The organism is Pseudomonas sp. NPDC089996, assembly GCF_044748405.1.
In the GTDB taxonomy this organism is placed as follows: Bacteria; Pseudomonadota; Gammaproteobacteria; order Pseudomonadales; family Pseudomonadaceae; genus Aquipseudomonas.
Genome location: NZ_JBIVGA010000002.1, coordinates 195143 through 220099, shown reverse-complemented (window position 1 = coordinate 220099; position 24957 = coordinate 195143). Strand labels below are relative to the sequence as shown.

Below are 24957 nucleotides of genomic sequence, written 5' to 3'. Positions count from 1 at the left end.
TCATCTCAAATAAGAAAACGAGGATGAGCCGATGAGTGTTTCTGCCTTTCAAATCGCCAATAAGCTGTTGACCGGGGCCAGCGCGGTTGAACAGCTGGGCGCTGAGTTGACCCGGTTGAAGATTGAGAATCCATTGATCGTGACGGATGCGATCTTGGTCAAATCGGGCACTGTCGACCTCGCTTTGGCCCACTTGGGTGGCCGCCGTTATGGTCTCTACGACCACGTTCAACCAGAGCCTGAAATCAGTTTGGTTGAAGACTGTACCCGTGCCTTTCGCGAGGGTGGTCATGATGGGCTCATCGGCCTGGGCGGTGGAAGTGCTATCGACATCGCGAAAGGTGTCGCAGCCTTCGCGGGGCACGATGGCCCCCTGGCCGAGCTGTTCGGCGTAGATCAAGTAAGGCGCAAAGGCCCTCCGCTGATCGCAATTCCTACTACAGCAGGCACTGGCTCGGAGGTCACTAACGTGGCGATCTTCTCCGATAAAGAAGCGCAGCTCAAGAAAGGCATTGTGAGCAATTACCTGTTGCCTGATGTTGCTCTGGTGAGTCCGATCATGACGCGTACTTGCCCTCGCAGCGTCACCGCTGCCAGCGGTGTCGATGCGCTTGTGCATGCGATCGAAGCGTACCTTTCGATCAATCGCTCGCCGATCACCGATGCTATTGCGCTGGGAGCCATCAAGGTGATAGCACGCGCTTTGCCGAAGGCGTATGCCAACCCCGATGATCTTGTTGCCCGGGAAGACATGGCTACGGCCAGTCTGATGGGCGGCATGGCTTTTGGAAACGCAGGCGTGGGGGCAGTGCATGCGCTGGCCTATCCACTGGGCGGGCGTTTCAACATCGCACACGGCGTCAGCAACGCTTTGCTTCTGCCTCATGTAATGCGCTGGAACAAGCTGGCCTGTGTGGAACGTCTTCGCGACGTCGCTCAGGCAATGGGCGTGAACATCGCCGGCCTGAGCGATAGCCAAGCTGCAGACGCCAGCGTCGATGCGATGGTTGAACTGTGTGCAGCGGTAGACATTCCTGCCGGTCTTCGCGCTTTCAACGTTCCGGAGGATGCTTTGGCACCGATGGCCGAGGAGGCCAGCAAGATTGACCGGTTGATGCGCAATAACCCCCGCAAGCTCACCTCTGCCGAGGTCGAGGCGATCTACCGGGCTGCCTGGTAACGACTGGGTATACTGAAAATATAACAAGGCCTTGAAGAGAAAAGGCTAACCGTGATGACTGAGAGGGCTACTGCTGTGGAAGAAGTCAAATTATATGCAATGACCTGTGGCTGGATTACGATGCCTTATGGTTTCTTTATGGCGGGTGAGACGGGCGACCTGGCAATTCCGGTGCCGTGCTATTTGATCGAGCATCCAAAAGGCACGGTGTTGTTTGATACGGGGCTCGAGTTGCCTTTGCAATCGAAAGATCCAGAAGTGGTGAAAAAATCACTCGGAGTCTTTGCTGATTTGACGACCGTCAATTTTGTGCCGGGTGAGGATGTGGCCAAGCGCCTGGAAGCGTTCGGTGTCGACCCGTTGAAAATCAATTTCATCATTAATTCACATCTGCATTTCGATCATTGTGGTGGCAATGCTTGCATCCCTAACGCACGGCTGGTTATTCAAAAGCGGGAGTGGGAGGCAGCGAATAATGAGGAGAATATCAGCAATGAAGTGTATTCGCCTCGCCATTTTGATTTAGGCCACGATCGCCTTGAAATTGAGGGTGAGCATGATCTGTTCGGTGATGGTTCGGTTGTACTGATTCCGAGTTTTGGACACACGCCCGGGCATCAGTCACTGAAAGTAAAAGTCGATGGAAAAGATGTTGTAATTACTGCGGATGCTTGTTATCTGAAGGCTTCCCTTGAAAAGATGACGCTTCCCGATGCCATGGTAGTGAATGATGCCCAGGGCATGCTTGAGAACTTCAAGTTGTTCAAGCAGCTAAAATCCAAAGGAGCATTTGTACTGTATGGGCATGATCCCGAGCAGTCGAAGTTGCTGACGGATGGTTCAGTTCGCAGAGTGAGGCCAGAGAGCCTGGCCGGCCTGCAGTGAGATGTGTGAGTCATCCTGAATGATGCCTCACATTTGAAGTGCCTGAACGTTCGGGCACAGTTAAGAAAACCCTGTTATGTTGCAGGATTACACCCGCTTTTAATCGTAACTATAATAAGGACTGGCGTATGAAACCTGTATTGAAAATCTCCTTGCTTTTGGCTGCCGGCATTGCAACCTCCCAGGTTTTTGCAGCACCTGCACAAACGGATTTGCCCGACAGCTGCGCAAAAGATGCGAAAGGAAATTATAGCCAGGCATTTGATGTTCCCTGCAAGGCTTTGGACAACTTCTTGACCACGTTCAATGCCAAAGATGAACTGGCGTGGGCCAAGACATTGAACTACCCGCACGTGCGCATGTCCGGTAACCAAGTGACCGTTTGGCAAACGCCTGAAGCGTATGCAAAAGATCAGGACTTGCAGCAGCTGTCAAAGGCCATCGGCTGGGAAAATACACGGTGGAATTACCGTTATGTCGTCCAGTCCGGCAGTGACGGTAGCGGGAATGCAAACAAGTATCACGTGGCCCTTTCGTTTACACGTCTGGACAAAGCCGGGCAACCTATCCCGGGCCACACCTTTGACTCCTTCTACATTATTACGAATGTAGATGGCCATTGGGGTGCTCAATTCAGGTCCAGTATGGCTGGCTCTCTGCATGGGAAATCGGCTTATTGATTCATACATGACGGCCTGATGTCACCGGGATTAAAAACTGGAGCTTGCTACTCCAGCTTTTAATCCCGCCGCGTTTCTGTCTGGCAGACATTGGCTGGGCAAATTTCTCTGAAGTGCGGTACTCGATAGCGCCGCGCAACCCGCGCGTACACCTGACGCGCGACCGTGGCGTCTTACTTCTTGCCGGGCAATACCGCACTCAGCACCTGCTTGGCCGTTTGCACGATTACCCCCGCTTGATCGGGATCGCCTTTCAGCAAGCTGCTGGCAAATTTTTTCGCCTGCTCCAGTTTGATGTGCGGCGGCAGCGGCGGGACATCGGGGTCGGTCTTGAACTCGATCAGCACTGGCCGATCGGCGGCCAAGGCCTGCTCCCAGGCGCTGGCGACCTGGTCTTCACGGTCGACGAAAATGCCATGCAGTCCAATAGAGATCGCGAACAGGTGGTAGGGCACATCGGGAATCGACTGTGATGCTTCAAACTTGGGGTCACCCTCCATCACCCGTTGTTCCCAGGTCACCTGGTTAAGGTCTTCGTTGTTGAATACCGCGCAGATCCACTTGGGGTTCTCCCACTGCTGCCAGTATTTGGCCACGGTAATCAGCTCTGCCAGGTTGTTCATCTGCATGGCGCCGTCGCCGACCAAGGCAACGACCGTGCGTTGTGGGTGGGCGAACTTGGCGGCAATCGCATATGGCACTGCGGCGCCCATGCAGGCCAGGCCGCCGGATAGCGAGCAGTGCATGCCCTGACGGACCATCAGGTCACGGGCAAACCAGTTGGCGCAGGAGCCGGAGTCACTGGTAATGATGGCGGCATCTGGCAGGCGAGGGGAGAGCTCACGGACCACGCGCTGGGGGTTAATGGGGTCGGCCTTGACCAAGGCGCGTTTCTGCAAGGTCTTGTCCCACTGCGCGCGCCAACCTTCGATCTTCTTGCGCCACTTCCGGTCGGTCTTGTGCTCGAGCAATGGCAACAATGCCCGCAGGGTTTGGCCGGCATCGCCGACGAGGTTGACTTCCATTGGGTAGCGCAGGCTCAGCATGTCCGGCTGCAGGTCGATCTGTACGCCGCGGGCCTGGCCTTCCTTGGGCAGAAACTCGGAATAGGGGAAGCCGGAGCCAATCATCAGCAAGGTGTCGCACTCGCTCATCAATTGGTAGCTCGGTTCGGTCCCGAGCAGGCCGATCGAGCCGGTGACCCAGGGTAGATCGTCGGGCAGCACGGCTTTGCCCAGCAGTGCCTTGGCGACCCCGGCGCCCAGCGCTTCAGCCACTGCGGCAACGTGCTCGCCCGCCTGCAGGGCGCCGGCACCGACCAAGATCGCGACCTTGCGCCCAGCGTTCAGCACATCGGCGGCGTGTTGCAGGTCGGCCTCGTACGGTACCACTTTCGGTTTTCGGTATCCGACACCGGAATGCACAGTGCCATGGGCCCTTTCAGGTTGCTCATAGGGCATGTCCTGCAGATCATTGGGCAGAATGATCGCAGTGACCCGGCGTTCGCCGACCGCCGTGCGCACGGCGCGGTCGAGCAAATGGCGCACTTGAGAGGCCGTGGAGGCCTGCTGGACGAACGCGCCGGCCACATCCTTGAACATCGACAGCAGGTCCAGCTCCTGCTGGTAATGCCCGCCAAGTGCGGCGCGCGCCTGCTGGCCGACGATGGCCAGTACCGGTTGGTGATCCATTCGCGCATCGTAGAGGCCGGTCAGCAGGTGCGAGGCGCCGGGGCCGGAGGTGGCGATGCACACGCCGAGCTCGCCGGTGAACTTGGCGTGAGCGCTGGCCATGAACGCGGCCATCTCTTCATGACGGGCCTGAATGAATTCGATCTTGCCGTGGGCTCGGCTCAATGCGCCGAACACTCCATTGATGCCGTCGCCCGGATAGCCAAAGATGCGGCGCACGCCCCATTGGTGCAATCGCTCGACCAGAAAGTCGCCCACTGTCGTAGTCATCGTCTTTTCCCTGTCTGTCATCGATAGGGTCTGGACTGGGCTGCGAAGGGGAAAGTTTCAACGAGCTGTAGCGAGTCAGTCAGCAGAAACCTCGGCGCAGGCATGGCGTTGCCTGGCGCCCAACGACGACTTTTTGGTCATGGGGGCCTATCCCCAGGGCAGGAAGACGATGACGATCAGCCCCAAAAAGCAGACCGCAGCGGGTGTCTATTCTCTTTTTTACATTAGAGCGGTACGGCGTTGCACCCAAGCGCAACGGAACACCCATCCGGCACGTGAAGTCGAACGTTCACTCTCGACTGATTCAAGGCAGCTACACAGATGACCTTCATCGTCTGGTTCGCCATGCTGGGGGCGGTTTTGCTGCTGCTCGCGCTGTCATCGTCCTACTTGCGGTGGATGCCCGTCACCACCTCGGTCGTGTGCCTGGGACTTGGACTGACGCTGGGCTCAGCAGGGCTCGGGTTCCTGCAACTGGACATTACCCGATCCAGTGGCTGGCTGGAGCATCTCACCGAGGTCGCGGTGCTGTTTTCCCTGTTCTTCAGTGGGCTCAAGCTTCGGCAATCCCTGCTCAGCCGCAGGTGGTGGACAGCATACTTCCTGGCCGGCCCGGTCATGCTGATCTGCATCGGCGGCGTCACCCTGTTGCTGCACTATGGCTTCGATCTGGATTGGGGCGTTGCAGTATTGATTGGCGCCATCCTGGCACCGACCGACCCCGTGCTGGCCACGCTGGTGCAGGTGGTGAATGCTCAGGATTACGACCCGGTGCGGTTTAGTCTTTCAGGCGAAGCCGGGCTGAACGATGGCGTCGCTTTTCCATTCGTCATCCTGGGGCTGCTGCTGATGCAGGACGCAGCGCCCACCGAGTGGATCAGTGGATGGCTGATCAAGGACATGCTCTGGGCGATAAGCGCAGGCTTGCTGAGCGGGTACTGGATGGGACGCGGGCTGGGTCATTTGACTTTGTACCTGCGAATTCAAAACGAGGACAGCACCGTCTCACCCAATGACTACCTGGCCTTGGCCTTGATCGCCCTGGCATACGTGGTGGCCGAGATGATTCAGGGCTATGGATTCCTGGCGGTGTTTGCGGCAGGACTGGGGCTGCGTCAAGCGGAGGTGCATACCACCATGAACGCAAGCGAGCCAGCAGAGCATCTGGTGCAACCTGTAGTAGGGCATCAGCATGTGACGCCCGAGCATGCAGTCAAAGGCGATGTCGACCGCCTTGAAGATACGCAGGTAGCTGCAGGTATTATGCTCGGCGATATGCTGGCCTTCGGCAGCTTGATAGAACGTGCACTGGAGGTGTTTCTGGTAACGCTGCTCGGCGTTGTGCTGGTGGATCATTGGGACATGCGAGCGTTGCTGGTCGGCGGTGCACTGTTCATGGTTATCCGTCCGCTGGCGGTGATGTGCATACCCGGCAAGCGGCTGGCCACTTTCTGCCAGCGCGGCCTGCTGGGGTGGTTCGGAATTCGTGGAATCGGCAGTTTTTACTATCTGTTTTTTGCCTTGAACCACGGCCTGGCGGCCAATGTGGCGCCTCACGTCATCAACCTGGTGCTATCGGTGGTGGCGCTCAGCATCGTGATACATGGCCTGACGGCGCAACCGATACTGGCGCGCTACGAAGCAGCCCACCGCTCAGCACCATCGTCGAGAACGATGCCGTCATGAGGACGGGGTTACGAGCGGCTAGGTCCGACGAGTGGTCAAACTGACAAGGCGTTCAATCTGCTCAATCAGCTGGTCGAAATTCCACGGCTTGGGCAAAAATGCAGCATTGCCGGGCAAAGACTCGATTGGAACGATCGCATCGCCCGACGTGAGGATGACCGGTACCGAGGGCCATTTGCGCCAGATCTCCCGAGCCAACTCCAATCCGTCCAGTTCGCCAGGCATGTGGATGTCGGTGAAGACCAGTGCGGTGTCCAGCCCCCCCGTCAGCAGCACCAACGCCTCGTCAGCATTTGCGCAAGGTGTAATTGCAAGGGCGTAAAGTGACGAGAGGCTTTCGGCGGTCAGCGCTCTGAGTAATTCGTCATCTTCAACTACCAGGATATGGCTGGACATAGGGCATCTCGCGTCTCATACGCATTGGGCTGTAACCCTGTGGCTTGGTTGCGGTCGGGCGATGAGTGGCATGGATGTGCTGGCGCTTGAAAGTGTCTATGGTTTCAGGGCGAGCGAAACGCCGCTACGTAGCGGCAACACGGCCTCTGGACGGAGTGGTTATGCAACAGCTACCGCCGGATGAAACCATCCGGGCTGCCATGAAGAAATCCCATGCCAGGCTGCACCGGCAGCACGAGCTGGTGGTCGAGTTTGGCGTCATGTCCCTGAAGGTCGATGACCTCAATGCTCTGCTCACGCAGGCGTGCACTGTCGTGGCAGAGGGCATGAAAACGCGTTTCTCCAAAATCCTTCAGCCGCTTGCGGACAGTGACGCCTATCTCCTCACACATGGGGTGGGTTGGCAGCAGTCAGACATTGGGCACGCCACCGTGGGCGGCGATCTAGGCAGCCCGGCTGGGTATGCGCTCTCTACCTACCGCCCCGTCCTGTCAAATCACCTGGGGTTGGAGGAGCGCTTTCGTACGCCTGATTTGCTGAAGAAGTATGGGATCGAACGGGCCATCAACGTTCCCATACGAGGCCCGCTGGGGCCGTTTGGTGTGCTTGAAGCGGACAGCAGTAGTGGGGATGACTTCGTTGAAAGCGACCTGGTCTTTCTCGAGGGGATTTCCAACGTCATTTCCATGGCCGTTGAACGTATAGCTGCAGGCGTTGAGGCACCTCATCCTGATCCGTATTCGGAGAGTTTTCTGAACGCCAGCCCAGACTGCGTGAAGATTCTGTCGCCTGGTGGCGAGATCGAATTCATGAATGAAAAAGGTCTGGAGTTGATGCATTTGGCTGCTCTGCCCGACATCAAGGGTCAGGCTTGGTCTGAGTTTTGGCCTGAGGAGTCCAAACCGCTGGTGCTCGATGCGCTGATCAAGGTCGCTGCGGGCGAGACCGCAAGGTTCGAAGCCTTTTTTCCTACCGCTCCCAACGAACCCAAGTGGTGGGATGTGACGGTAGCACCGATCCTTGGCGCAGACGGCCAGTTGGAGAGGCTGATCGCGGTGTCCCGGGATATTACCGAGCGTCATCAGTACGAAGCTCAATTGTTGTCGCTGATCGAAGCTCAAAATTCTCGGCAGAATGCCAGTGACCTTTACCTGGAGGAGATTCACCATCGCGTGAAAAACAGCCTGCATCTGGTGAATACCTTACTGCTCCTGCAGGCGAATCTCTCTCCGGATACTGCAGTCAAACAGCAGTTGGAGACGGCAGCGGGCCGAGTCGTAACCATCGCCAGCGTGCATGAGCGCCTTTATCACTCGACAGAAGATGACGGGGTCATGGCGGCGGGCTATCTGAATGCCTTGCTGGGGGATCTCGGCAAAGCACTGGCGGATCGAGAAATTGTGCTGGAATCTGACGACTTTTTGCTGCCGCCAGAGCGCATGGCACCATTGGGCCTGGTGCTCTCCGAACTCATCACCAACGCATTGAAATATGGCAAGGGCACCGTTGAGGTCTTGGTCAAGCATGCGGGGGACCATGCTCGCCTGACGGTGATGGACGAGGGACCAGGTTTTCCGGATAGCTATCCGAAACCCACCGGCACAGGGCTCGGCATGCGCTTGGTTAAAAGCTATTCGGGCTACGGGAGCTCAGCGGTGAGCGTCGAACGCGCGGCGGGCAAAAGCTGTATTCATGTGCGATTCAAGCTTTAGAGATGCCAAGGCGTGATAACGCCTCCCCCGGCGAAGTATGGCCTCCTGAAGAGGGGGCCGATGGGCAGAGAAAAGGGTCAGCCCGCAGGAACCTAGGGATCGGTATGGCTTCTCAAGGACATCACCAGGCTGATCAGGAAGCACTCATGTTTGCCATCGACAGCAGCACCCAGCCCGTCCAGGCCTTACGGTTCGAGGACGACGGCGCGACGCCCAATAGCCGTTTCCCCGTGTTGCTCTACCGGCTGCAACTTGCGCCTGCGCATGACAATGCCAAAGCGTTCGAGACCTTGTTCGCCGCTCACCAGTGGACCCCGCTGTGGCGTGCCGGGATTTTCGATTACCACCATTTTCACCCCAATGCGCACGAGGTGCTTGGCGTTGCCCGCGGCCATGCTCGGATCATGCTGGGCGGCGCAGCGGGCCAGACGCTGACGGTCAAGGCGGGTGATGTTCTGGTTTTGCCTGCAGGGACGGGGCATCGTTGCATCGCATCCAGCGACGACTTTCTGGTCGTGGGCGCCTATCCCCAAGGGCAGGAAGATTACGACATCCAGCGACCGGAAATCGGCGCTCACCAGCAGACGCTGGCGCGTATTGCCCGCGTGCCCCACCCTGAGCAGGACCCGGTAAGCGGAGCTCATGGTGCCCTGATGAAACTCTGGCAGTGATCAGCAACACACCATGTGCTCGTAAGTGGAGGTGGCCTAGCGGTTGCATAAGGTGTCCAGTGCAGGTGACCAGACGTTATGCCCGCAGCGTTCACACACGACCGAGTCTTGAGCTTCATGGAAGGTCGGGAAGCCGCAACTGACACAACAGTGCAGGCCAGCGTTCGGGGGGGCCAGGTATTCCGGGCGATGTTCAACTGGCAGCACTGACAGCCCTGGGCGGGTGTCGTCAGGCCCGTAGAAATACAGACTGAGATCGCCATCGGTTTCCAGCAGGCCGAGTCGAACCTGGCCCAGATGCTCCACACCTTGTTGTCGCAGTTCCATGAAGAGCTCGTTGGATGAGATGTTCAAATTTCGCAACGAGTGGATCTCGTACATCCCGTCCTTCACTACCGTGATGGGTAACCCGTCAATCCAGGCCTCGCATGTTCTGCTGCGCCTCATCATGTAGACGGTTGCGCGATAGAGCAGCAGAAGCGTCAGGAACACCAATGCGACCGGGAGCAGAGGCACATCTTCGTAAAAGGTGACATCGCCTGCGGCTGAGCCCAAAGTCAGGATCACCACGAGTTCGAATCGGGACAGCTGCCTGATGCCACGTCGACCACTGAACTTCAGAAAGAAGAATACGGCGATGAAAGCCGCTGAAACGCGCAGGGCGACCTCCAAGAGAAAGGTCAGCGGGAACTCGCCAATGAGCATCCTGTGCAGATCAAATGAAACCATTCGCTTTCTCTCAGATGTCGCAATCTCCTGTTACAGATTGACTGGCAACGCTTGATCTTGGTTCCTGGGGTGGTATCAGCGTGCATGCTGCCTTGCGGGCACAAGCTTTGTCAGAGCTGGTCACCCTGTCGAGCTTCCGGCGTCAGTCTCGGCCACCACACAAACTGAACGGCGAGGTCAGCATGTGGGTCGGAACGTTACCTGTCACGAAAAAGGATGCTGGCGATGAAAGCGATGACTCGATTGTTCACTGGCCTTGCCATGATCGGCGCACTGGCAAGCACTTCAGCGTGGGCTGATCAGCCTGGCGCTGATTGGAAGGTGACCAAGGATCAGGCCGAAGCCACCTTGAAAGGTGCCGGCTACACCCAGATCACAAAGATCGAGGCCGATGATGGTCATTGGGAGGGTGAGGGCATGAAAGCTGACGGCAAGCAGTATGAGTTTCAAGTAGATCCACACGACGGGAAGATCATCAAAGACGAAGTGGATCACTGATCAGGGCGGGTGTTGCTCTCTGAACTGCCCGCGCATTGGGCGCGTAATGCTGTTCACTTAAGCAATTGGGGCCGCTCTGCGGCCCATCGCAGGCAAGCCAGCTCCTACAGGACCGCGCACATCTTGAAATCTGCGCTGTACCTGTAGGAGCTGGCTTGCCTGCGATGGGCTGCGAAGCAGCCCCAAGCAGCGTGACATCGACTTAAGTGAACAGCATTTCAGATGTGCGCACCCTGCAATGAGTACAACGACTCACTGCCGTTACGGATGCAGGCGTCCAGACTTTCGACACGCGGCAACAACCGGGCATAGAAGAACTGCGCCGTGGCGAGCTTGCTGGCGTAGAACGGTTCATCGTTCTCAAGACTGTGCTGAGCCATCTCTGCCATTTGCGCCCAGAGCCAGGCGTAGGTGACATAGCCGAACAGATGCAGGTATTCCACGCAGCTACTGCTGACCATTTCGGGCCGCTCTACAGCCTCCCGGCGCAGCCAGTGCGTCAGGTCGAGCAGGCGCTGCGCGGCAGAGCGTAACGCGGGCCCGTACAGGCAACCTTCGCTTTCTGCGTAATCGAGTATTTCCTGCACATGACTATCCAGTGTCTGGCAATCATCCCCAAGTACTTTTCTGCCCAGCAGGTCCAGCGCCTGGACGCCATTCGTGCCTTCGTAGATCTGGGCGATGCGCACATCCCGAACCAGCTGCTCCTGGCCCCATTCGCGAATGTAACCGTGACCGCCGAACACTTGCTGGCCCTGGATGCAGCTTTCCAGGCCGGTATCAGTGAAAAATGCCTTGGCCACCGGCGTGAACAGCGCGACCCGAGCCGCGGCGCGGGAGCGTTGTTCGGGGGCCGGTGAATACCTGGCCAGGTCTAGTTGCCGAGCCACGTACACGGCGAACGCGCGACCGCCCTCGGTCATGGCTTTCATGCCTAGCAGCATGCGCCGCACGTCACCGTGGACGATGATCGGCTCTGCCGTATTGCCGATATGCGTGGCGGCGTGCGGGGCGCGACCCTGCAAGCGCTCCCGCGCATAGGCGCGGGCATTCTGCAGGGATGCTTCGGCACAACCCAGCCCTTGGATGCCAATGGACAGGCGTTCGTAGTTCATCATCGTGAACATCGCCGCCAGGCCCCGGTGCGGTTCGCCGACCAGCCAGCCGCTGGCGCCGTCGAAGTTCATCACGCAGGTTGCCGAGGCCTTAATGCCCATCTTGTGCTCGATTGAGCCGCAGCTCAGCGCATTGCGCGCGCCGAGCGAGCCGTCTGCATTCACCAGCACTTTCGGCACCAGGAACAGCGAGATGCCTTTGGCCCCTGGCGCTGCGTCGGGCAGGCGGGCCAGTACCAGGTGGATGATGTTTTCGGTCAGGTCCTGCTCGCCACCGGTGATGAAGATCTTGCTGCCGGTTATGCGGTAGGTGCCGTCCCCGGCAGGCTGGGCGCGGGTGCGCAACAACCCCAGGTCAGTGCCGGCTTGGGCTTCGGTCAAGCACATCGAACCGGCCCAGCGGCCCTCGTACATGGCGGGCAGGTAGCGGGCCTTGAGCGCTTCTGCGGCGTGCGCATCGATGGCCAGGCACGCGCCGGAACTGAGTACCGAATACAGGGCAAAGCTGCTGTTTGCGGCGTACAGCATTTCCTCCACCAGCACCGACAGCATCTTCGGTGCCCCCAGCCCGCCATGCTGCGGATTGCCGCTCAAGCCGACCCAGCCGCCCTGGCTGTAGGTCACGTAGGCGTCACGAAAGCCAGCCGGGGTGCGTACCTGGCCATCCACCCAGGCAGCCCCCTCTTCATCGCCGCTGCGGTTGAGCGGGGCGAGCAGGTCCGCGCTGATGCTGGCGGCTTGTTCCAGGATGGCATCGGCTGTTTCGCCATCAATGTGCTGGGCGAGTTCGGGCAGTTCAGCCCAGAGCCTGGGCGCATCGAACAATTCGTTCAGCACAAAGCGCATATCACGCAGTGGGGCTTGGTAGGCAGGCATTGCGATTCCTCTTGTTGTGGGTCAGGCCCGTTAGAACCTTTTGAGTGTGCACGGTGAGGCGTGCCGGAAAAGGTGTTCTAAAAACAACTATTGATGACTCTATCAAAAATGATGAATATATCAATAACGCTCCCGTCGGGTGACACCGCCAGGTTCCGGGGCTGATAACAACAACATGAAAAAGGTGATGCTATGACCGCAGTTCTTTCCTCCGAACCAACCTTGTCCGGCACCGCAACTGCCGCTGCGCTGCTCGATCACGCCCGCGCCCTGCTGCCGGCCCTCAAGGCCCGCAGCAAGGACACCGCGCGGCTCGGCCACTTGCCGGCCGAGACCCTTGCCGACCTTGAAGCCGGTGGCTTGCTGAGCATGACCACGCCCCGTCGTTACGGTGGCAGCCAGGTGTCGGTGCGCACGTTCCTCAACGTGGTCGCCGAACTGGGGCGCGCAGATGCTTCCGTCGCCTGGGTTGCAGCCCTGACCAACGTTACTACCTGGTGTGCTGCGGCCTTCTTCGGCGAGGACGCTGCCAAGGAGGTGTTCGCTGGCGCCAAGCCGGCGCGGGTGACCGGTGTGCTTTCGCCGCGCAAGGCCGTTGTGCGCAAGGTCGAAGGCGGCTACCTGATCGAGGAGGGCATGTGGGGCTTCAATTCCGGCGTCAGGCACGCGACCTGGGACATGCTTGGGATCCCGCTGGTGGACGAAGCCGGCAAGGTGGTGGACCAAGGTGTGGCGCTGATCCCGGTCGAGCAACTGCAAGTTCTCGATGACTGGAACGTCATTGGCATCAGTGGCAGCGGCAGCTGCACCGTGACGGCGAGCCAGGTGTTCGTGCCGCAATCGCGCATCGCCTCGGTGACCGAGGCCATCGAGGGCCGCTACCTGGCCAGCCACCTGGCCGAGGAATCGCTCTATCAGAGTGCCTGCATGCCGATGCTGGCGATCATCCTGGCGTTCCCGGCCCTGGGCCTTGGGGTGGCGGCACTGGAAACCTTCCTTGAATCGCTGCCACGGCGTGGCATTCAGTACTCCTGGTACGCGAAGCAGGCCGAGGCTCCGGTTACCCATCTGCAGGTTGGCGAGGCATCGGCCAAGATCGACGCCGCACGGGTGATCCTGGAGCGCCATGCCGACGCCATCGATGCCAGCGCCGCCTCTGGAACCTACATGGCTTTCGAGGAGCGGGCCAAGGTGCGCCGCGACGTGGGTTATGCCGAGAAACTGATCTGGGAAGCCGTCGACCTTCTGGCGTCCGCTTCCGGGGGCTCGCTGGCGTCGGTCGGCAACCCCATGACGCGCATCTGGCAGGACGCACGCATCGCCTCGCTGCACGGCATCGTCAGCCCCAACACCAACTTTGAAACCTACGGCCGGATCCTCTGCGGCAACACGCCGGGTACACCTTTCATCTGAGCGGCCTAGCCGCAACGCGTTCGTTCGAGGAGTGCCGAGCATGCAGAGCAAACAGCTGGACGCGCGAGCCTTTCGCCGCGTGATGGGCAAATTCGCCACCGGTGTGACGGTGGTGACCTTCAACCATGACGGGCAACCCAGCGGCATGACCGCCAATGCCTTCATGTCACTGTCGGTGGACCCGCCCATGGTCCTGATCGCGGTGCGCAACCCGGCGCGCTTCGCCGCCAGCGTCAGGCCGGGCGATGCCTTTGGCATCAACTTCCTGCGTGAGGAGGATGAAGCGCTGAGCAGTCACTTCGGTGGTCGCCCGCAGCCAACCCTGAGCGCCGACTTTCGCCAGCTGGGTCAGTCGCCGGTATTGGGCGGTGCGCTGGTGCAACTGGCGGTGCGTGCCAACGCGGTGCACCCGGGTGGCGATCATCTGATCTACACCGCCGATGTCGAGGCCATCGAGGAGTCGGACGGGCGCCCGTTGCTGTTCTTCTCGGGCGCCTACAAGCAGTTGCATGCACTGGACCCGTCCACCTGCTGGTTCGACCGCGGCTAGTTCCCAGCGCTAACGCCCCACAATAATCACAAGAGGAGTGCAGCATGATTGCTGTACGCGATATCGCTTACGTGCGTTATCAGGTGCCGGACCTGGATGTTCAGGCCGACTTCCTGCGCGACTTCGGCTTGCGCCACCACGCCCGCACAGCCACCACCTTGCAGATGGCCGCCTATCAAGGCGGTTACCCTGTCTACCTCGCCGAGCAGGGCCCCGCCAAAGCCCTGGGTGCCGGCTTCCGGCTCGACAGCCTGCAGGCCCTGCAGGCCATTGCTGCACGGTTTGGCATCCAGGTGCTGGCCAACGATGAGCTGGGTGCGGGCTGGGTGGTCACCCTGCACGACCCGGACGGGCTCCGCGTCGACCTGCTGTATGACGGCGATTGTGTCGAGGCCGAGCCGGTAAGGCCGGCCCTGACCCTCAACACGGCCGAGCGGCGTCAGCGTCGGGGCACCACCAACCGGGTCGCGCTGCAACCTTCGCGGGTGATGCGCCTGGGCCATGTGGTGCTCAAGACCGTCGATTATCCGGCCATGTTCGCGTTCTACCACGACGTGCTGGGGCTGCGGGTTTCCGACAGCTACTTCGCTGGCCACCAGGACAACACCGTGGCGGCATTCATGCACTGCGGCCTGGGCGAAACCTACACCGACCACCACACCGTGGCCCTGCTCAATCTGGGGGCGGAGCAAGCCGGCTTCGATCACTGTGCATTCGAGGTGCTGGACTGGGACGACCTGGCCAGTGGCAGCCATTTTCTCCAACAGCAGGGCCGCCGCCATTCCTGGGGCATCGGTCGGCACGTGCAGGGTAGCCAGGTCTTCGACTATTGGCTCGACCCGTTCGGCAACAAGGTCGAGCACTGGACCGATGGCGACCTGGTCAACGACAGCACGGCGGTGGGCCATGAACCGCTCAGCCCCGATGCCCTGGCGCAGTGGGCGCCACCCTTGTCGCCGGACTTTCTCGGTTGATCACGCACCTTCTCCCCATACAAAAGGAACACCTATGAAACTGGCTCGCTATACCCATGACGGCAAGACGTCCGTTGGCCTGGTCCAGGACAACCGTGTGATCAACCTCGACCACCTGCTGCCGGCGTCGGCACCGGTGGACGTCGCGGCCTTGCTGGCCCGCGCCGATGTCCTCGCGGACGCCCGCACCCTGCAGGCCACCGCTGAAAACAGCGTGGCGCTGGAGCAGGTACGGCTGCAAGCGCCCATTCTGCGCCCCGGCAAGTTCATGGCGCTGGGCATGAACTACAAGGATCACGAAGCCGAAGCACGGCGCCTCAACGTGCCCATCCCGGCGTCGCAGGTGTGGTTCAGCAAGCAGATCACCTGCATCAACGGCCCTTACGATGACGTCCATCATCCTGCCGTCTGTGAACGCCTGGACTACGAAGCAGAGCTGGGCGTGGTGATCGGCAAGGGCGGCCGACGCATCGACGCGTGCGACGCGCTGCAGCATGTGGCCGGCTACTTCGTGGCCAATGACGTCAGCGCCCGGGACTGGCAGGCCAAGAGCCCGACCTGGACCCTTGGCAAGTCGTTCGATACCCACGGGCCGATCGGGCCATGGATTACTACGGCAGACGAAATTGCCGACCCGCAGCAGCTGACTGTCAGCCTGAGCGTGAATGGCGAGCAGCGCCAGCAGTCTTCCACCGCGCTGATGACCTACAGCATCGCGCAACAGATCGCCTACCTCAGCGAGGTGATGACCCTGGAGCCTGGCGACATCCTCATCACCGGCACGCCGGCAGGCGTCGGCATCGGCATGCAACCGCCGGTGTTCCTCAAGGCCGGTGATGTGGTGCGGGTCGAGATCTCGGGCCTGGGCCACATCGAAAACACCATCGTCGACGAACCACGCTAACCAGGCCCGGCGGCTTTGCCTGACAAGGCCGCCATACGGAAGGAAATTGCCATGGCTGCAAACGCTTCGAAAGTGATCATCACTTGCGCCATCACCGGCTCGATCCACACGCCCTCGATGTCGCCCCATCTACCCATCACACCTGAACAGATTGCCCGCTCCGCCATCGAGGCGGCCGAGGCGGGGGCTGCGGTGGTGCACTTGCATGCCCGCGATCCGCAAAGCGGAATGCCGAGCCAGGACCCACGCCTGTTCGAGCAGTTCCTGCCGCAGATCAAGCGCGAATCCGATGTGGTGGTCAACCTCACCACCGGAGGGGCACCGACCATGTCGGTGGAGGAGCGCATCGCGCCAGCCTTGCAGTTCAGCCCGGAGATCGCCTCGCTGAACATGGGCTCGATGAACTTCGGCATGTACGAACTCCTGCAACGCTATAGCGAATTTCAGCATGATTGGGAACGGCCTTATCTGCAGGCCAGTGAAGAGCGGATCTTCCGCAACACCTTCAAGGACATCGCGCAGATCCTGGCGGCCTGCGGCGAAAACAACACGCGCTTCGAGATCGAGTGTTACGACATTGGCCATCTCTATACCGCTGCCCACTTCCGCGATCGCCTGTTATTGCAGGACCCGCTGTTCATCCAGTCGGTGTTCGGCATTCGCGGTGGCATCGGCACCCACCCGGAAGATGTGGCGCACATGAAGCGCACTGCTGACCGCCTGTTTGGCGAACGCTATCACTGGTCGGTGCTGGGCGTGGGGGCGATGCAACCGCGCATAGCCATGCAGTCGCTGTTGCTGGGCGGCCACGTGCGCGTGGGGCTGGAGGACAACCTGTGGCTGGGCAAGGGCCGCCTGGCGCAGAGCAATGCCGAACAGGTGCGGGCGATCAAGGCGCTGATCGAGTCGCTGGGTTTTGCCGTGGCAACGCCTGCTGAAGCGCGCGTGCTCATGCAGTTGAAAGGGCGCGATAACGTCGCGTTCTGATCATCGTTTCATCTTCGCAAGTGTGTAATCCGGCAGCGCCCGCTGTTGCGGCGGCGGGTGCGGCTGGCCGGGATTTGCTGCAAACGCTTCGAGTCATCAGTTCCAAAAACAATAAATAAACTGTGCAGGCGTAACCATGAACATTAAAGCGATGCAGGCCTGTGGCGTGCTGTTTTTCTTCGCGTGCCCGTTGGCCCAGGCCATGAACTTCAATATTCCCACTTCCAGTAGCATCGAATCGGCGCAGATGGGCGGCGCCTCGCTGGCCTTCCCACAGTCTGCGGCCATTGCCAGTGACAACCCCGCCGGCATGAGCGAACTGGGCAATCGCATCGACGGCGGCCTGCAGCTGTTCTTCGGCAGTTTCCGCTCAAGTTTCGGTAACGAGAACAACCGAGATGATTTCAAGGTGCGGGCACCGATTCCCAGTGGCGGTATCAGTTATCAACTTGATGACCGTACCGCGCTGGGCCTGTCGGTCTACTCGATTGGCTCGGGCTCCGACTACAGCCACGCTGCGGTGCCTGGCATGGGGTTCCCGGCGGTGAAGACCAAGATCGCCTACGTGAACTTCGCACCCACGCTGGCCTACAAGGTCACCCCGGGCTTGTCGCTGGGGCTGTCGGCCCTGGTCGGTGTGCAGCAGGTGCAGGCCCGTGGCCTGGTGGTGCCGCAGGCGGACGGCAGCCTTGGCGTGTCACCGACCCATGGCATAGCCACCAGCACCGGTCTGGGCTGGCGGGTAGGGGCGTTATGGAAGGTCGATTCGCGCTTCAGCCTGGGCGCGGCGTACTCGCCGAAGATGCGCTTCAGTGATGCCGATGGCTACAAGGATGACCTGCTGGCGATCTCCGGTGGTCACCTGGATTTGCCGGAGCAGTACGGAGTCGGCATTGCCGTGCACCTGACGCCCAAGCTGACCGTGGCGGCGGATTACCTGCGCATCGAATGGGATGAGGTCGGCTTCTTCAGCAACCCCGATGGCGCGGGCATGAACAGCCAGGACGTCTGGCGGGTCGGGATGTCGTGGAATGCGAGCCAGGCGTGGACGTTGCGTGCCGGCTTCAAGCACGCCACGGCGGCGGTGGATGCGCAACACACCAATGCCAACTATTTCTCACCGGGCATTCTGAACGACTCGGTATCGGCGGGCTTTACCTATCACCTGTCGCCGACGACTGATTTGTCGTTGGGCTACGAGTTCGAGTTCCCCGAGACGCTGCGCGGTAAGGGCCCGAGCACCGGTACCAACATCGGCGCGCATTATTCCTCGGTGCTGCTGGGGCTTGGCGTGCGTTACTGAAGGGACGGTTGGCTGGCGCGCACAGGCGAGTCGAGTATCATGTCCGCACCACTCAACAGCGCCAGCCGATCGCCACCATGAATGAAGACAAAAGCCCCAAGGCAGCCGAGCCACGCAAGCCAAGGGTCAATGAAAAGGCGCGCCAGCGTACCCGCAGCAAGCTGTTGCGTGCTGCGCGCACGGTGATGGGGCGCAAGGGCATCGAAGCTACTGCCATCAACGACATCACCGAAGAGGCCGAGCTGTCGTTCGGTTCGTTCTACAACTACTTCTCGAGCAAGGAAGAAGTGGCGCGTGCGGTGTTCATCGATGATGCATTGCACATGATCGAGGCGCTGGATGCCGCTACCATCCCGGCTGCGGGCATCGCCGAACGGGTAGGTGTCAATATCCGTCGCACTGTTCACCGCGGCCTCACCGACCCGGTCTGGGGCTGGTTCCTGGTGCATTCGGTGTACAGCATCAACGACATGATCGAGACCATGGGCAATCCGTTGGCCCGGGATATCCAGGTCGGTAACGATGAAGGCGCTTTTCAGGTGGTCGACATCGTTTCCACGGTCGATTGCATCATCGGCGGCATGCTCTACCTGCTGCGCAAGGTGCTGGAGGGCGCTCGCCCGGCCTCGGCGGTGGAAAGCATGGTGCATTTCGTGCTCAGCGGCCTGGGTGTAAACCACCAGGAGGCCGAGCGGATCATCAGCATCGACCTCGATACGTACGGTAATCAGCCCGCCTGATCGTGCCTGCCCAGCGGCGTGTCAGCCCGCTGGGCGACGATAGGCCAGAAATTCCCGGCCCTCACGGGAGTTGAGGTTCAACGCCCACACCGGTCGCGGCAATTCCAGCGCCCCGGATCCCCAGTCCTGCAGGTAGGTCAGCGAAAAATCCACGCCACGCTGGCAGGTCGCAGGGTCGACGCCCAGGCTGATCAACGCCATGTGCACACAGGCATCCATGTAGTCATTGACGTTTTCCACGCCTTGCAGGATGGCCTGGATGGCATGCGCGGATGCGCCCATCAAGAAGTCGGTGGCGGCGTCCAGCCGTGCGAAGGCCAACTGCCCGGCGGCGCGGCCGCTTTCCAGGTCCCGGCCCATGTACTCGGCCACCAGTGCATGGTGCGGCCATACATCCACACGGGTCACGAAGCCGGCCCACTTGCGATCCAGCAGGGCACGCACCAGGAATACCCGAAAGCCCACCGAAACGCGCTTCCACGGTTCTTCGAGAATGTCGTAGAGCGGCAGGATGTCAGTGGTCATCTGGTTGCTCAGTTCCTGGCCTAGCGCGATCAGCACCTGGTCCAGCGAGTCGAAGTAACGGTAGAACGTGCCACGGGACACCTTGGCCTCGCGGATTACGTCGTCGATCACTGGTGTGGCACCGGCGGCTTCGGCAAAGACGCGCATGGCCGAGTCGAGCAAGCGCGTACGCATCATCAGGCGTTTCTTTTCCGCCATACGTGGGCGGTGGTCGCTGCTGGTTCGCCCGGCAGGGGCGAGCGAGTCATGGCTGGGCATGGGTCATCTCGTCGAGTGACAAAATGTCATTGTTAAAAACTATGCATTTCATCGTGTAAATAAATTTATTTGATAAAAGCTATTGAAGAAGCCTGTGCCTTGTCCTACATTCTAGCAATGTCGGAATGACAAGTATGTTCCATCTAATGCTGAGTCACGCTGGCAGTTTCGTCATAAAAACAACAGGAGACGAAAAATGCTCGTTCAAGCCTTGACCCCCCGCGTATCCCGCCCGCTGCCGCCACCGCCGCGCCGTAAGCTTCTGCATCTCTAATTTAACCGCATTCTCAGGCATCCCCCGAACCACGGTCCGAGCGCGTCGCTGAAGACGGCGCGAGGATTCGTTCGCCCAAAATAAATAAATGACACTTTAGTCATTGTCAAAGGTGGAAACCATGACAGAAGCCATGAAAGCGTTTGATGCAGACGTGTTGCCGCTGGCCGACCACGGACTTTCTCTGCAGGCACTGGTCGAGCGCGCCGCCGCGCTGCAACCCCTGCTAAGCAAAAATGCCGCCGAATCCGAGACGAACCGCCGAGCCGCCGAGGAAAACATCCAGGCCATCCGTGACGCCGGCCTGTTCCGTCTGATGGTGCCCAAGCGGTTTGGTGGCCATGAAGGCACATTACGCTCGCACCTGGAGGTATCGGCTGCACTGGCAGAGGCATGCGGTGGCACGGCGTGGGTGGTGGCGCTCAGCAATGTCTGCGCCTGGTTCACCGGCCTGTTCGATGAGCGTGCGCAGCAAGAAGTCTTCGGCAGCAACCCCGATGCCCGTGTAGCCGGTGTGTTCAATACCTCGCCAACCACCCGAAGAGTCGAAGGTGGCTTGGTGATTTCCGGCAAATGGTATTCCTCGTCCGGCAGCCTGCATGCCGACTGGGCAGCGATCGGCGCCGAGGAACGTGACGCCAACGGCGCCCTGGTGGCGCAGTACCTGGCGCTGATCCCCAAGGCGCAGTACCGCATCGAAGACACCTGGTTCACCGCCGGCATGCGTGCGTCCGGCAGCAACTGCATCGTCGCCGAGGAGGTGTTCGTCCCCGACCACCGCCTGCTGAACATGGGCGCGGCCATCGAGGGTGAATACGCCACCCCGTTCAAGGACGAAGCCAGCTATCGGCCGCTGTTCGTGCCGTTTGCCGCGCTGATTCTCAATGGCCCGCAGCTTGGCCTGGGGCGCGCTGCGCTGAAATACGTGATCGCCAATGCCCCGCGCCGCGCCGTGGCCTACACCTCGTTCGAAAAGCAGACCGACTCGGTGGTGTTCCAGACCCAGGTCGCGGAAGCTGCGCTGAAGATCGACAGCGCCCACTTGCGCGCCATGCGTGCTGCCGACGAACTGGATGAGGCGGCCCGCCAGGGCATCAAACTGGACAACGTGACCCGTGCGCGGATCCGTGCCGACGTCGGCCTGGTCAATACGCACATCCTTGATGCCATCAACATCCTCTTGTCCGCCCATGGCGCTGGCAGCTTTGCCGAGAGCAGCCCGATGCAGCGCTGGTGGCGCGACTCCAACACGGCTGCGCGGCATGCCGTGGCGCTGCCAGCGATTGGTCTGGAGTTGTACGGCAAGGCACTGCTGGGCGTCGAAAACACGGTCACCGCACTGATCTGACAAGAGGGCAACCCCATGGACCCCAAACTTCTGCGCACGGTAATGGGCCAGTTCGCCACCGGCGTCACGGTGGTCACCTTCGTGGCCGACGGCGAGCCAGCAGGGATGACCGCCAATGCCTTCATGTCGGTATCGCTGGAGCCACCGCTGATCCTCATCTCGGTGCGCAATGCCTCGCGCTTCAACCAGTGGGTGAAGGAAGGGGTGTGCTACGGCGTCAACTTCCTGGCCGAGACCCAGCGCCCGCTGAGCGCCCACTTCGGTGGGCGGCCAGAGGAAGGCCTGGCGCTGCCTTACTGCTTCCACGAGCAGACGCCCTTGCTCGACGGCAGCCTGGTGCAACTGGTGGCACGCACGGTGGACGTGCACCCGGCCGGCGACCACCTGCTGTACATCGGCGAAGTGGAACACCTGCGCATCGGTGAGCAACGCAAGCCGCTGCTGTTCTACAGCGGCCGTTATCACCAGGTGCACGCCCGCGCGCCGGGTGTTGAGTGGAGCGGTTGCCGCGACGGTTGGTAAGCCAGCCAAGAACCTGATCGCGCGCAAGCGCACCTGGGCCTGCCCGTTACCGGGCAGCCATGGGCGGCTTGCGCCTGTAAAACCTGATTGAGCCTTATGCCATGACTGCCAAGATCACCGATGTACCGCGCGATCGCACCGAGCACGACAGCGACCGCCAGGAAACCCATGAATGGCTCGACGCCTTGGAGGCCGTGGCGCGTAGCGCCGGCGGCGAGCGCGTGGACTTCCTTCTGCAGCGCTTGGCCGAGCACGCCAGCCACCTGGGCGTACACCCGTCCGCCCACCCTTACTCGCTGTACCAGAACAGCATCGCCCTGGATGACCAGCCGGTCTTTCCCGGCGACCTGGCCATGGAAGAACGCATCACCTCGATCATCCGCTGGAACGCTCTGGCCATGGTGGCACGGGCCAACAAGGCCTATGGCGAACTGGGCGGGCATATTGCCAGCTACGCTTCGGCGGCCGAGATCTTCGAGGTCGGTTTCAACCATTTTTTCCGCGCCGACAACGAGCAGGGCAAGGGCGACCTGGTGTATTTCCAGCCCCATTCGGCGCCCGGGGTGTACGCCCGGGCGTTCCTTGAAGGACGCATGAGCGCAGAGCAACTGCAGCGCTACCGCCAGGAAGTCGATGGCGGTGGCTTGTGCTCCTATCCACACCCCTGGCTGATGCCGGACTTCTGGCAATTCCCCACCGGCTCCATGGGCATCGGCCCGATCAGCTCGATCTACCAGGCGCGCTTCCTGCGCTACCTGCAGCATCGCAACCTGGCCGATACCGCACAGCGCCACGTCCGGGGCGTGTTTGGCGACGGCGAGATGGACGAGCCGGAGTCGATCGCGGCGCTGTCCCTGGCCGCCCGCGAAAAACTCGATAACCTGACCTTCGTGATCAACTGCAACCTGCAGCGCCTGGACGGGCCGGTGCGGGGCAACGGGCAGATCATCCAGGAGCTGGAGTCGTTGTTCAGCGGCGCCGGCTGGAACGTGATCAAGGTGGTCTGGGGCTCGGACTGGGATGCGCTGTTCGCCCGGGATCACAACCATGTACTGCTGCGCCGTTTCGCCCATACCGTCGACGGCCAGTACCAGACCCTGGGTGCCAACGACGGCGCCTACAACCGCGCGCATTTCTTCGACATCGACCCGGAACTGCAAGCACTGGTTGCGCACATGAGCCCGGCCGAGATCGACGGCCTGCGCCGCGGTGGCCATGACTTCAAAAAGTTGCATGCCGCCTTCGCTGCTGCCAAAGCACACAAGGGCAGGCCAACGGTGATCCTGGCCAAGACCAAGAAAGGCTATGGCATGGGCCAGGCCGGCGAATCGCGTAACACGTCGCACATGCAGAAAAAGCTCGACGTCGAGGCACTCAAGGCATTTCGCGATCGCTTCGCACTGCCGATGGATGACCAGGCGCTGGAGGAAATGCGCTTCTACAAACCCGCAGAAGACAGTGCCGAAATGCGCTACCTGCATGCTCGCCGGGCTGAACTGGGCGGCTACATGCCGCGCCGCAGCAGCACTGCCGAAGTTCTGCAGGTGCCGGCGCTGGCCAGTTACGCGCAGTTCGCGCTTGAGCCTGATGACCGTGAAGCATCGACGACCACGGCCGTCGTCAGGCTGTTCACCAACCTGCTGAAGGACAAACAGCTGGGCCCGCGCATCGTGCCCATCGTCGCCGATGAAGCACGCACCTTCGGCATGGCCAACCTGTTCCGCCAGGTCGGCATCTACTCGCCGGTAGGGCAGCTGTACGAGCCGGAGGACGCTGGGGCGATGCTCTATTACAAAGAGTCCCAGGACGGGCAGTTGCTGGAGGAAGGTATCACCGAAGCCGGTGCGATCTCGTCCTGGGTGGCAGCGGCAACCTCGTACAGCGTCAACGGCCTGCCCATGTTGCCGTTCTACATCTACTACTCGATGTTCGGCTTCCAGCGTATCGGCGACCTGATCTGGGCCGCCGCCGACCAGCGTGCCCGTGGCTTCCTGATCGGTGCCACCGCTGGGCGCACCACCCTGGCCGGTGAAGGTTTGCAGCACCAGGACGGCAGCAGCCAGCTGGTCGCCGCCACCGTGCCGAACTGCCGCGCCTACGACCCGGCGTTCGCCGCCGAAGTGGCAGTGATCATCGACCACGGCAGCCGGCGCATGCTCGAAGCGCAGCATGACGAGTTCTACTACCTGACCGTGACCAACGAGAACTACGTGCAGGCGCCACTGGACGTTACCCAGCACGCCGACGTGATCAAGGGTATGCGTTTGTTCGGCACGCGCGGCGAAGGCCTGCCCGCCGTGCGCCTGCTGGGCTCCGGGGCCATCTTGCGCGAAGTGATCGCGGCCGCCGAGTTGCTGGCCGAGGAGTGGGGCGTGGCCAGCGAGATCTGGAGCGTCACCAGTTTCTCGGAGCTGGCCCGCGAGGCCCGCGAGGTCGAGCGCCAGCAAATGTTCGGCACTGAGGCCAAGGGTACCAGCCACCTGCAGGCCTGCCTGCCCGGCAGCACCCCGGTGGTCGCGGCCAGCGACTATGTGCGCGGCTATGCGCAACTGATCGCCCCCTACCTGCAGGCGCCCTATACCGCGCTGGGCACCGACGGCTTCGGCCGCAGCGACACCCGCCCGGCATTACGCCGCTTCTTCGAAATGGACCGCCAGCACATCGCGTTGGCGGCGCTGGCCGGCGTCGACCGTGACAAGCATGCCCAAGCCCGTGCGCGTTATGCCATCGATGGCCGCAGTGCCGCCCCTTGGAACCGTTGAGGAGTGAA

At 60.8% G+C, this 24957-nt stretch carries 22 protein-coding genes; 17 read left to right on the top strand and 5 right to left on the bottom strand.

All coding sequences use genetic code 11. From position 1 onward, the window contains the following. The first annotated feature begins 31 nt into the window (after positions 1–31). The 3 genes from ACIPW4_RS03965 (at position 32) to ACIPW4_RS03955 (ending at position 2745) form a co-directional block, all read left to right on the top strand. Entirely contained in the window at positions 32–1180 is a 1149-nt protein-coding gene (locus tag ACIPW4_RS03965; RefSeq protein WP_400654993.1) for an iron-containing alcohol dehydrogenase, read from the top strand. Positions 1181–1255: 75 nt separating this feature from the next. After that, a complete protein-coding gene (locus ACIPW4_RS03960) occupies positions 1256–2065 on the top strand; it encodes an N-acyl homoserine lactonase family protein (protein ID WP_400654991.1) in 810 nt (269 codons plus the stop codon). A gap of 128 nt (positions 2066–2193) precedes the next feature. After that, positions 2194–2745 carry a hypothetical protein gene (locus ACIPW4_RS03955; RefSeq protein ID WP_400654989.1) on the top strand — a complete coding sequence of 184 codons (552 nt, stop codon included), beginning with the start codon at positions 2194–2196 and terminating at the stop codon, positions 2743–2745. A 173-nt stretch (positions 2746–2918) separates the two neighbouring features. Here the strand turns inward: ACIPW4_RS03955 and ACIPW4_RS03950 are convergent, their stop codons facing one another. Then, on the bottom strand, positions 2919–4706 hold the full coding sequence (locus tag ACIPW4_RS03950) for a thiamine pyrophosphate-requiring protein (RefSeq protein WP_400654987.1): 1788 nt from the start codon (positions 4704–4706) through the stop codon (positions 2919–2921). 321 nt (positions 4707–5027) lie between these two features. On the opposite strand from ACIPW4_RS03950, the gene ACIPW4_RS03945 reads away from it, so the two are divergent. Further along, a complete protein-coding gene (locus ACIPW4_RS03945) occupies positions 5028–6392 on the top strand; it encodes a cation:proton antiporter (protein WP_400654984.1) in 1365 nt (454 codons plus the stop codon). 18 nt (positions 6393–6410) lie between these two features. Here ACIPW4_RS03945 and ACIPW4_RS03940 read toward each other — a convergent pair whose 3' ends face one another. After that, positions 6411–6788: a response regulator gene (locus ACIPW4_RS03940; RefSeq protein ID WP_400654981.1), complete on the bottom strand. Its 378-nt coding sequence runs from the start codon at positions 6786–6788 to the stop codon at positions 6411–6413. 161 nt (positions 6789–6949) lie between these two features. Between ACIPW4_RS03940 and ACIPW4_RS03935 the strand changes: the two genes are divergently transcribed. Beyond that, entirely contained in the window at positions 6950–8500 is a 1551-nt protein-coding gene (locus ACIPW4_RS03935; RefSeq protein ID WP_400654979.1) for a sensor histidine kinase, read from the top strand. Positions 8501–8646: 146 nt separating this feature from the next. Then, positions 8647–9171, top strand: a complete 525-nt coding sequence (locus ACIPW4_RS03930; RefSeq protein WP_400654977.1) for a cupin domain-containing protein — start codon at positions 8647–8649, stop codon at positions 9169–9171. A gap of 36 nt (positions 9172–9207) precedes the next feature. Here the strand turns inward: ACIPW4_RS03930 and ACIPW4_RS03925 are convergent, their stop codons facing one another. Then, entirely contained in the window at positions 9208–9900 is a 693-nt protein-coding gene (locus ACIPW4_RS03925; protein ID WP_400654974.1) for a DUF421 domain-containing protein, read from the bottom strand. A 225-nt stretch (positions 9901–10125) separates the two neighbouring features. On the opposite strand from ACIPW4_RS03925, the gene ACIPW4_RS03920 reads away from it, so the two are divergent. After that, a complete protein-coding gene (locus ACIPW4_RS03920) occupies positions 10126–10398 on the top strand; it encodes a PepSY domain-containing protein (RefSeq protein WP_400654972.1) in 273 nt (90 codons plus the stop codon). A gap of 218 nt (positions 10399–10616) precedes the next feature. On the opposite strand, the gene ACIPW4_RS03915 is transcribed toward ACIPW4_RS03920, so the two are convergent. Then, a complete protein-coding gene (locus tag ACIPW4_RS03915; protein WP_400654970.1) occupies positions 10617–12389 on the bottom strand; it encodes an acyl-CoA dehydrogenase C-terminal domain-containing protein in 1773 nt (590 codons plus the stop codon). Between the two features lie 192 nt (positions 12390–12581). Between ACIPW4_RS03915 and ACIPW4_RS03910 the strand changes: the two genes are divergently transcribed. From ACIPW4_RS03910 to ACIPW4_RS03880, 7 genes are all read left to right on the top strand, one after another. Next, positions 12582–13802: an acyl-CoA dehydrogenase family protein gene (locus tag ACIPW4_RS03910; RefSeq protein WP_400654967.1), complete on the top strand. Its 1221-nt coding sequence runs from the start codon at positions 12582–12584 to the stop codon at positions 13800–13802. Between the two features lie 40 nt (positions 13803–13842). Continuing rightward, positions 13843–14352 carry a flavin reductase family protein gene (locus tag ACIPW4_RS03905; RefSeq protein WP_400654966.1) on the top strand — a complete coding sequence of 170 codons (510 nt, stop codon included), beginning with the start codon at positions 13843–13845 and terminating at the stop codon, positions 14350–14352. Between the two features lie 44 nt (positions 14353–14396). Continuing rightward, complete coding sequence (locus tag ACIPW4_RS03900; protein ID WP_400654963.1) at positions 14397–15326, top strand: VOC family protein; 930 nt, start codon at positions 14397–14399, stop codon at positions 15324–15326. 34 nt (positions 15327–15360) lie between these two features. After that, positions 15361–16230: a fumarylacetoacetate hydrolase family protein gene (locus ACIPW4_RS03895; RefSeq protein WP_400654961.1), complete on the top strand. Its 870-nt coding sequence runs from the start codon at positions 15361–15363 to the stop codon at positions 16228–16230. 51 nt (positions 16231–16281) lie between these two features. After that, positions 16282–17217 carry a 3-keto-5-aminohexanoate cleavage protein gene (locus tag ACIPW4_RS03890; protein ID WP_400654959.1) on the top strand — a complete coding sequence of 312 codons (936 nt, stop codon included), beginning with the start codon at positions 16282–16284 and terminating at the stop codon, positions 17215–17217. Positions 17218–17353: 136 nt separating this feature from the next. Further along, positions 17354–18520, top strand: a complete 1167-nt coding sequence (locus ACIPW4_RS03885) for an OmpP1/FadL family transporter (RefSeq protein WP_400654958.1) — start codon at positions 17354–17356, stop codon at positions 18518–18520. A gap of 77 nt (positions 18521–18597) precedes the next feature. Continuing rightward, complete coding sequence (locus ACIPW4_RS03880) at positions 18598–19260, top strand: TetR/AcrR family transcriptional regulator (protein WP_400654956.1); 663 nt, start codon at positions 18598–18600, stop codon at positions 19258–19260. 21 nt (positions 19261–19281) lie between these two features. On the opposite strand, the gene ACIPW4_RS03875 is transcribed toward ACIPW4_RS03880, so the two are convergent. Then, a complete protein-coding gene (locus ACIPW4_RS03875) occupies positions 19282–20043 on the bottom strand; it encodes a TetR/AcrR family transcriptional regulator (protein WP_400654955.1) in 762 nt (253 codons plus the stop codon). A 395-nt stretch (positions 20044–20438) separates the two neighbouring features. Between ACIPW4_RS03875 and ACIPW4_RS03870 the strand changes: the two genes are divergently transcribed. The 3 genes from ACIPW4_RS03870 to mdeB all read left to right on the top strand — a co-directional run bounded on the left by ACIPW4_RS03870 (position 20439) and on the right by mdeB (position 24949). Then, on the top strand, positions 20439–21665 hold the full coding sequence (locus tag ACIPW4_RS03870) for an acyl-CoA dehydrogenase family protein (protein ID WP_400654953.1): 1227 nt from the start codon (positions 20439–20441) through the stop codon (positions 21663–21665). A 15-nt stretch (positions 21666–21680) separates the two neighbouring features. Continuing rightward, positions 21681–22187 (top strand): flavin reductase family protein, encoded by a 507-nt coding sequence (locus ACIPW4_RS03865; protein WP_079228516.1) that lies wholly within the window; start codon positions 21681–21683, stop codon positions 22185–22187. Between the two features lie 101 nt (positions 22188–22288). After that, a complete protein-coding gene (gene mdeB / locus ACIPW4_RS03860) occupies positions 22289–24949 on the top strand; it encodes an alpha-ketoglutarate dehydrogenase (RefSeq protein ID WP_400654949.1) in 2661 nt (886 codons plus the stop codon). Positions 24950–24957: the final 8 nt, after the last annotated feature.

Coding starts and splice junctions, on each gene's coding strand:
- ACIPW4_RS03950 (WP_400654987.1), bottom strand. CDS start 4,706: ATGACTACGACAGTGGGCGACTTTCTGGTCGAGCGATTGCACCAATGG.
- ACIPW4_RS03920 (WP_400654972.1), top strand. CDS start 10,126: ATGAAAGCGATGACTCGATTGTTCACTGGCCTTGCCATGATCGGCGCA.
- ACIPW4_RS03945 (WP_400654984.1), top strand. CDS start 5,028: ATGACCTTCATCGTCTGGTTCGCCATGCTGGGGGCGGTTTTGCTGCTG.
- ACIPW4_RS03940 (WP_400654981.1), bottom strand. CDS start 6,788: ATGTCCAGCCATATCCTGGTAGTTGAAGATGACGAATTACTCAGAGCG.
- ACIPW4_RS03935 (WP_400654979.1), top strand. CDS start 6,950: ATGCAACAGCTACCGCCGGATGAAACCATCCGGGCTGCCATGAAGAAA.
- ACIPW4_RS03875 (WP_400654955.1), bottom strand. CDS start 20,043: ATGCCCAGCCATGACTCGCTCGCCCCTGCCGGGCGAACCAGCAGCGAC.
- ACIPW4_RS03880 (WP_400654956.1), top strand. CDS start 18,598: ATGAATGAAGACAAAAGCCCCAAGGCAGCCGAGCCACGCAAGCCAAGG.
- ACIPW4_RS03925 (WP_400654974.1), bottom strand. CDS start 9,900: ATGGTTTCATTTGATCTGCACAGGATGCTCATTGGCGAGTTCCCGCTG.
- ACIPW4_RS03910 (WP_400654967.1), top strand. CDS start 12,582: ATGACCGCAGTTCTTTCCTCCGAACCAACCTTGTCCGGCACCGCAACT.
- mdeB (WP_400654949.1), top strand. CDS start 22,289: ATGACTGCCAAGATCACCGATGTACCGCGCGATCGCACCGAGCACGAC.
- ACIPW4_RS03915 (WP_400654970.1), bottom strand. CDS start 12,389: ATGCCTGCCTACCAAGCCCCACTGCGTGATATGCGCTTTGTGCTGAAC.
- ACIPW4_RS03900 (WP_400654963.1), top strand. CDS start 14,397: ATGATTGCTGTACGCGATATCGCTTACGTGCGTTATCAGGTGCCGGAC.
- ACIPW4_RS03930 (WP_400654977.1), top strand. CDS start 8,647: ATGTTTGCCATCGACAGCAGCACCCAGCCCGTCCAGGCCTTACGGTTC.
- ACIPW4_RS03905 (WP_400654966.1), top strand. CDS start 13,843: ATGCAGAGCAAACAGCTGGACGCGCGAGCCTTTCGCCGCGTGATGGGC.
- ACIPW4_RS03965 (WP_400654993.1), top strand. CDS start 32: ATGAGTGTTTCTGCCTTTCAAATCGCCAATAAGCTGTTGACCGGGGCC.
- ACIPW4_RS03865 (WP_079228516.1), top strand. CDS start 21,681: ATGGACCCCAAACTTCTGCGCACGGTAATGGGCCAGTTCGCCACCGGC.
- ACIPW4_RS03870 (WP_400654953.1), top strand. CDS start 20,439: ATGACAGAAGCCATGAAAGCGTTTGATGCAGACGTGTTGCCGCTGGCC.
- ACIPW4_RS03895 (WP_400654961.1), top strand. CDS start 15,361: ATGAAACTGGCTCGCTATACCCATGACGGCAAGACGTCCGTTGGCCTG.
- ACIPW4_RS03955 (WP_400654989.1), top strand. CDS start 2,194: ATGAAACCTGTATTGAAAATCTCCTTGCTTTTGGCTGCCGGCATTGCA.
- ACIPW4_RS03885 (WP_400654958.1), top strand. CDS start 17,354: ATGAACATTAAAGCGATGCAGGCCTGTGGCGTGCTGTTTTTCTTCGCG.
- ACIPW4_RS03890 (WP_400654959.1), top strand. CDS start 16,282: ATGGCTGCAAACGCTTCGAAAGTGATCATCACTTGCGCCATCACCGGC.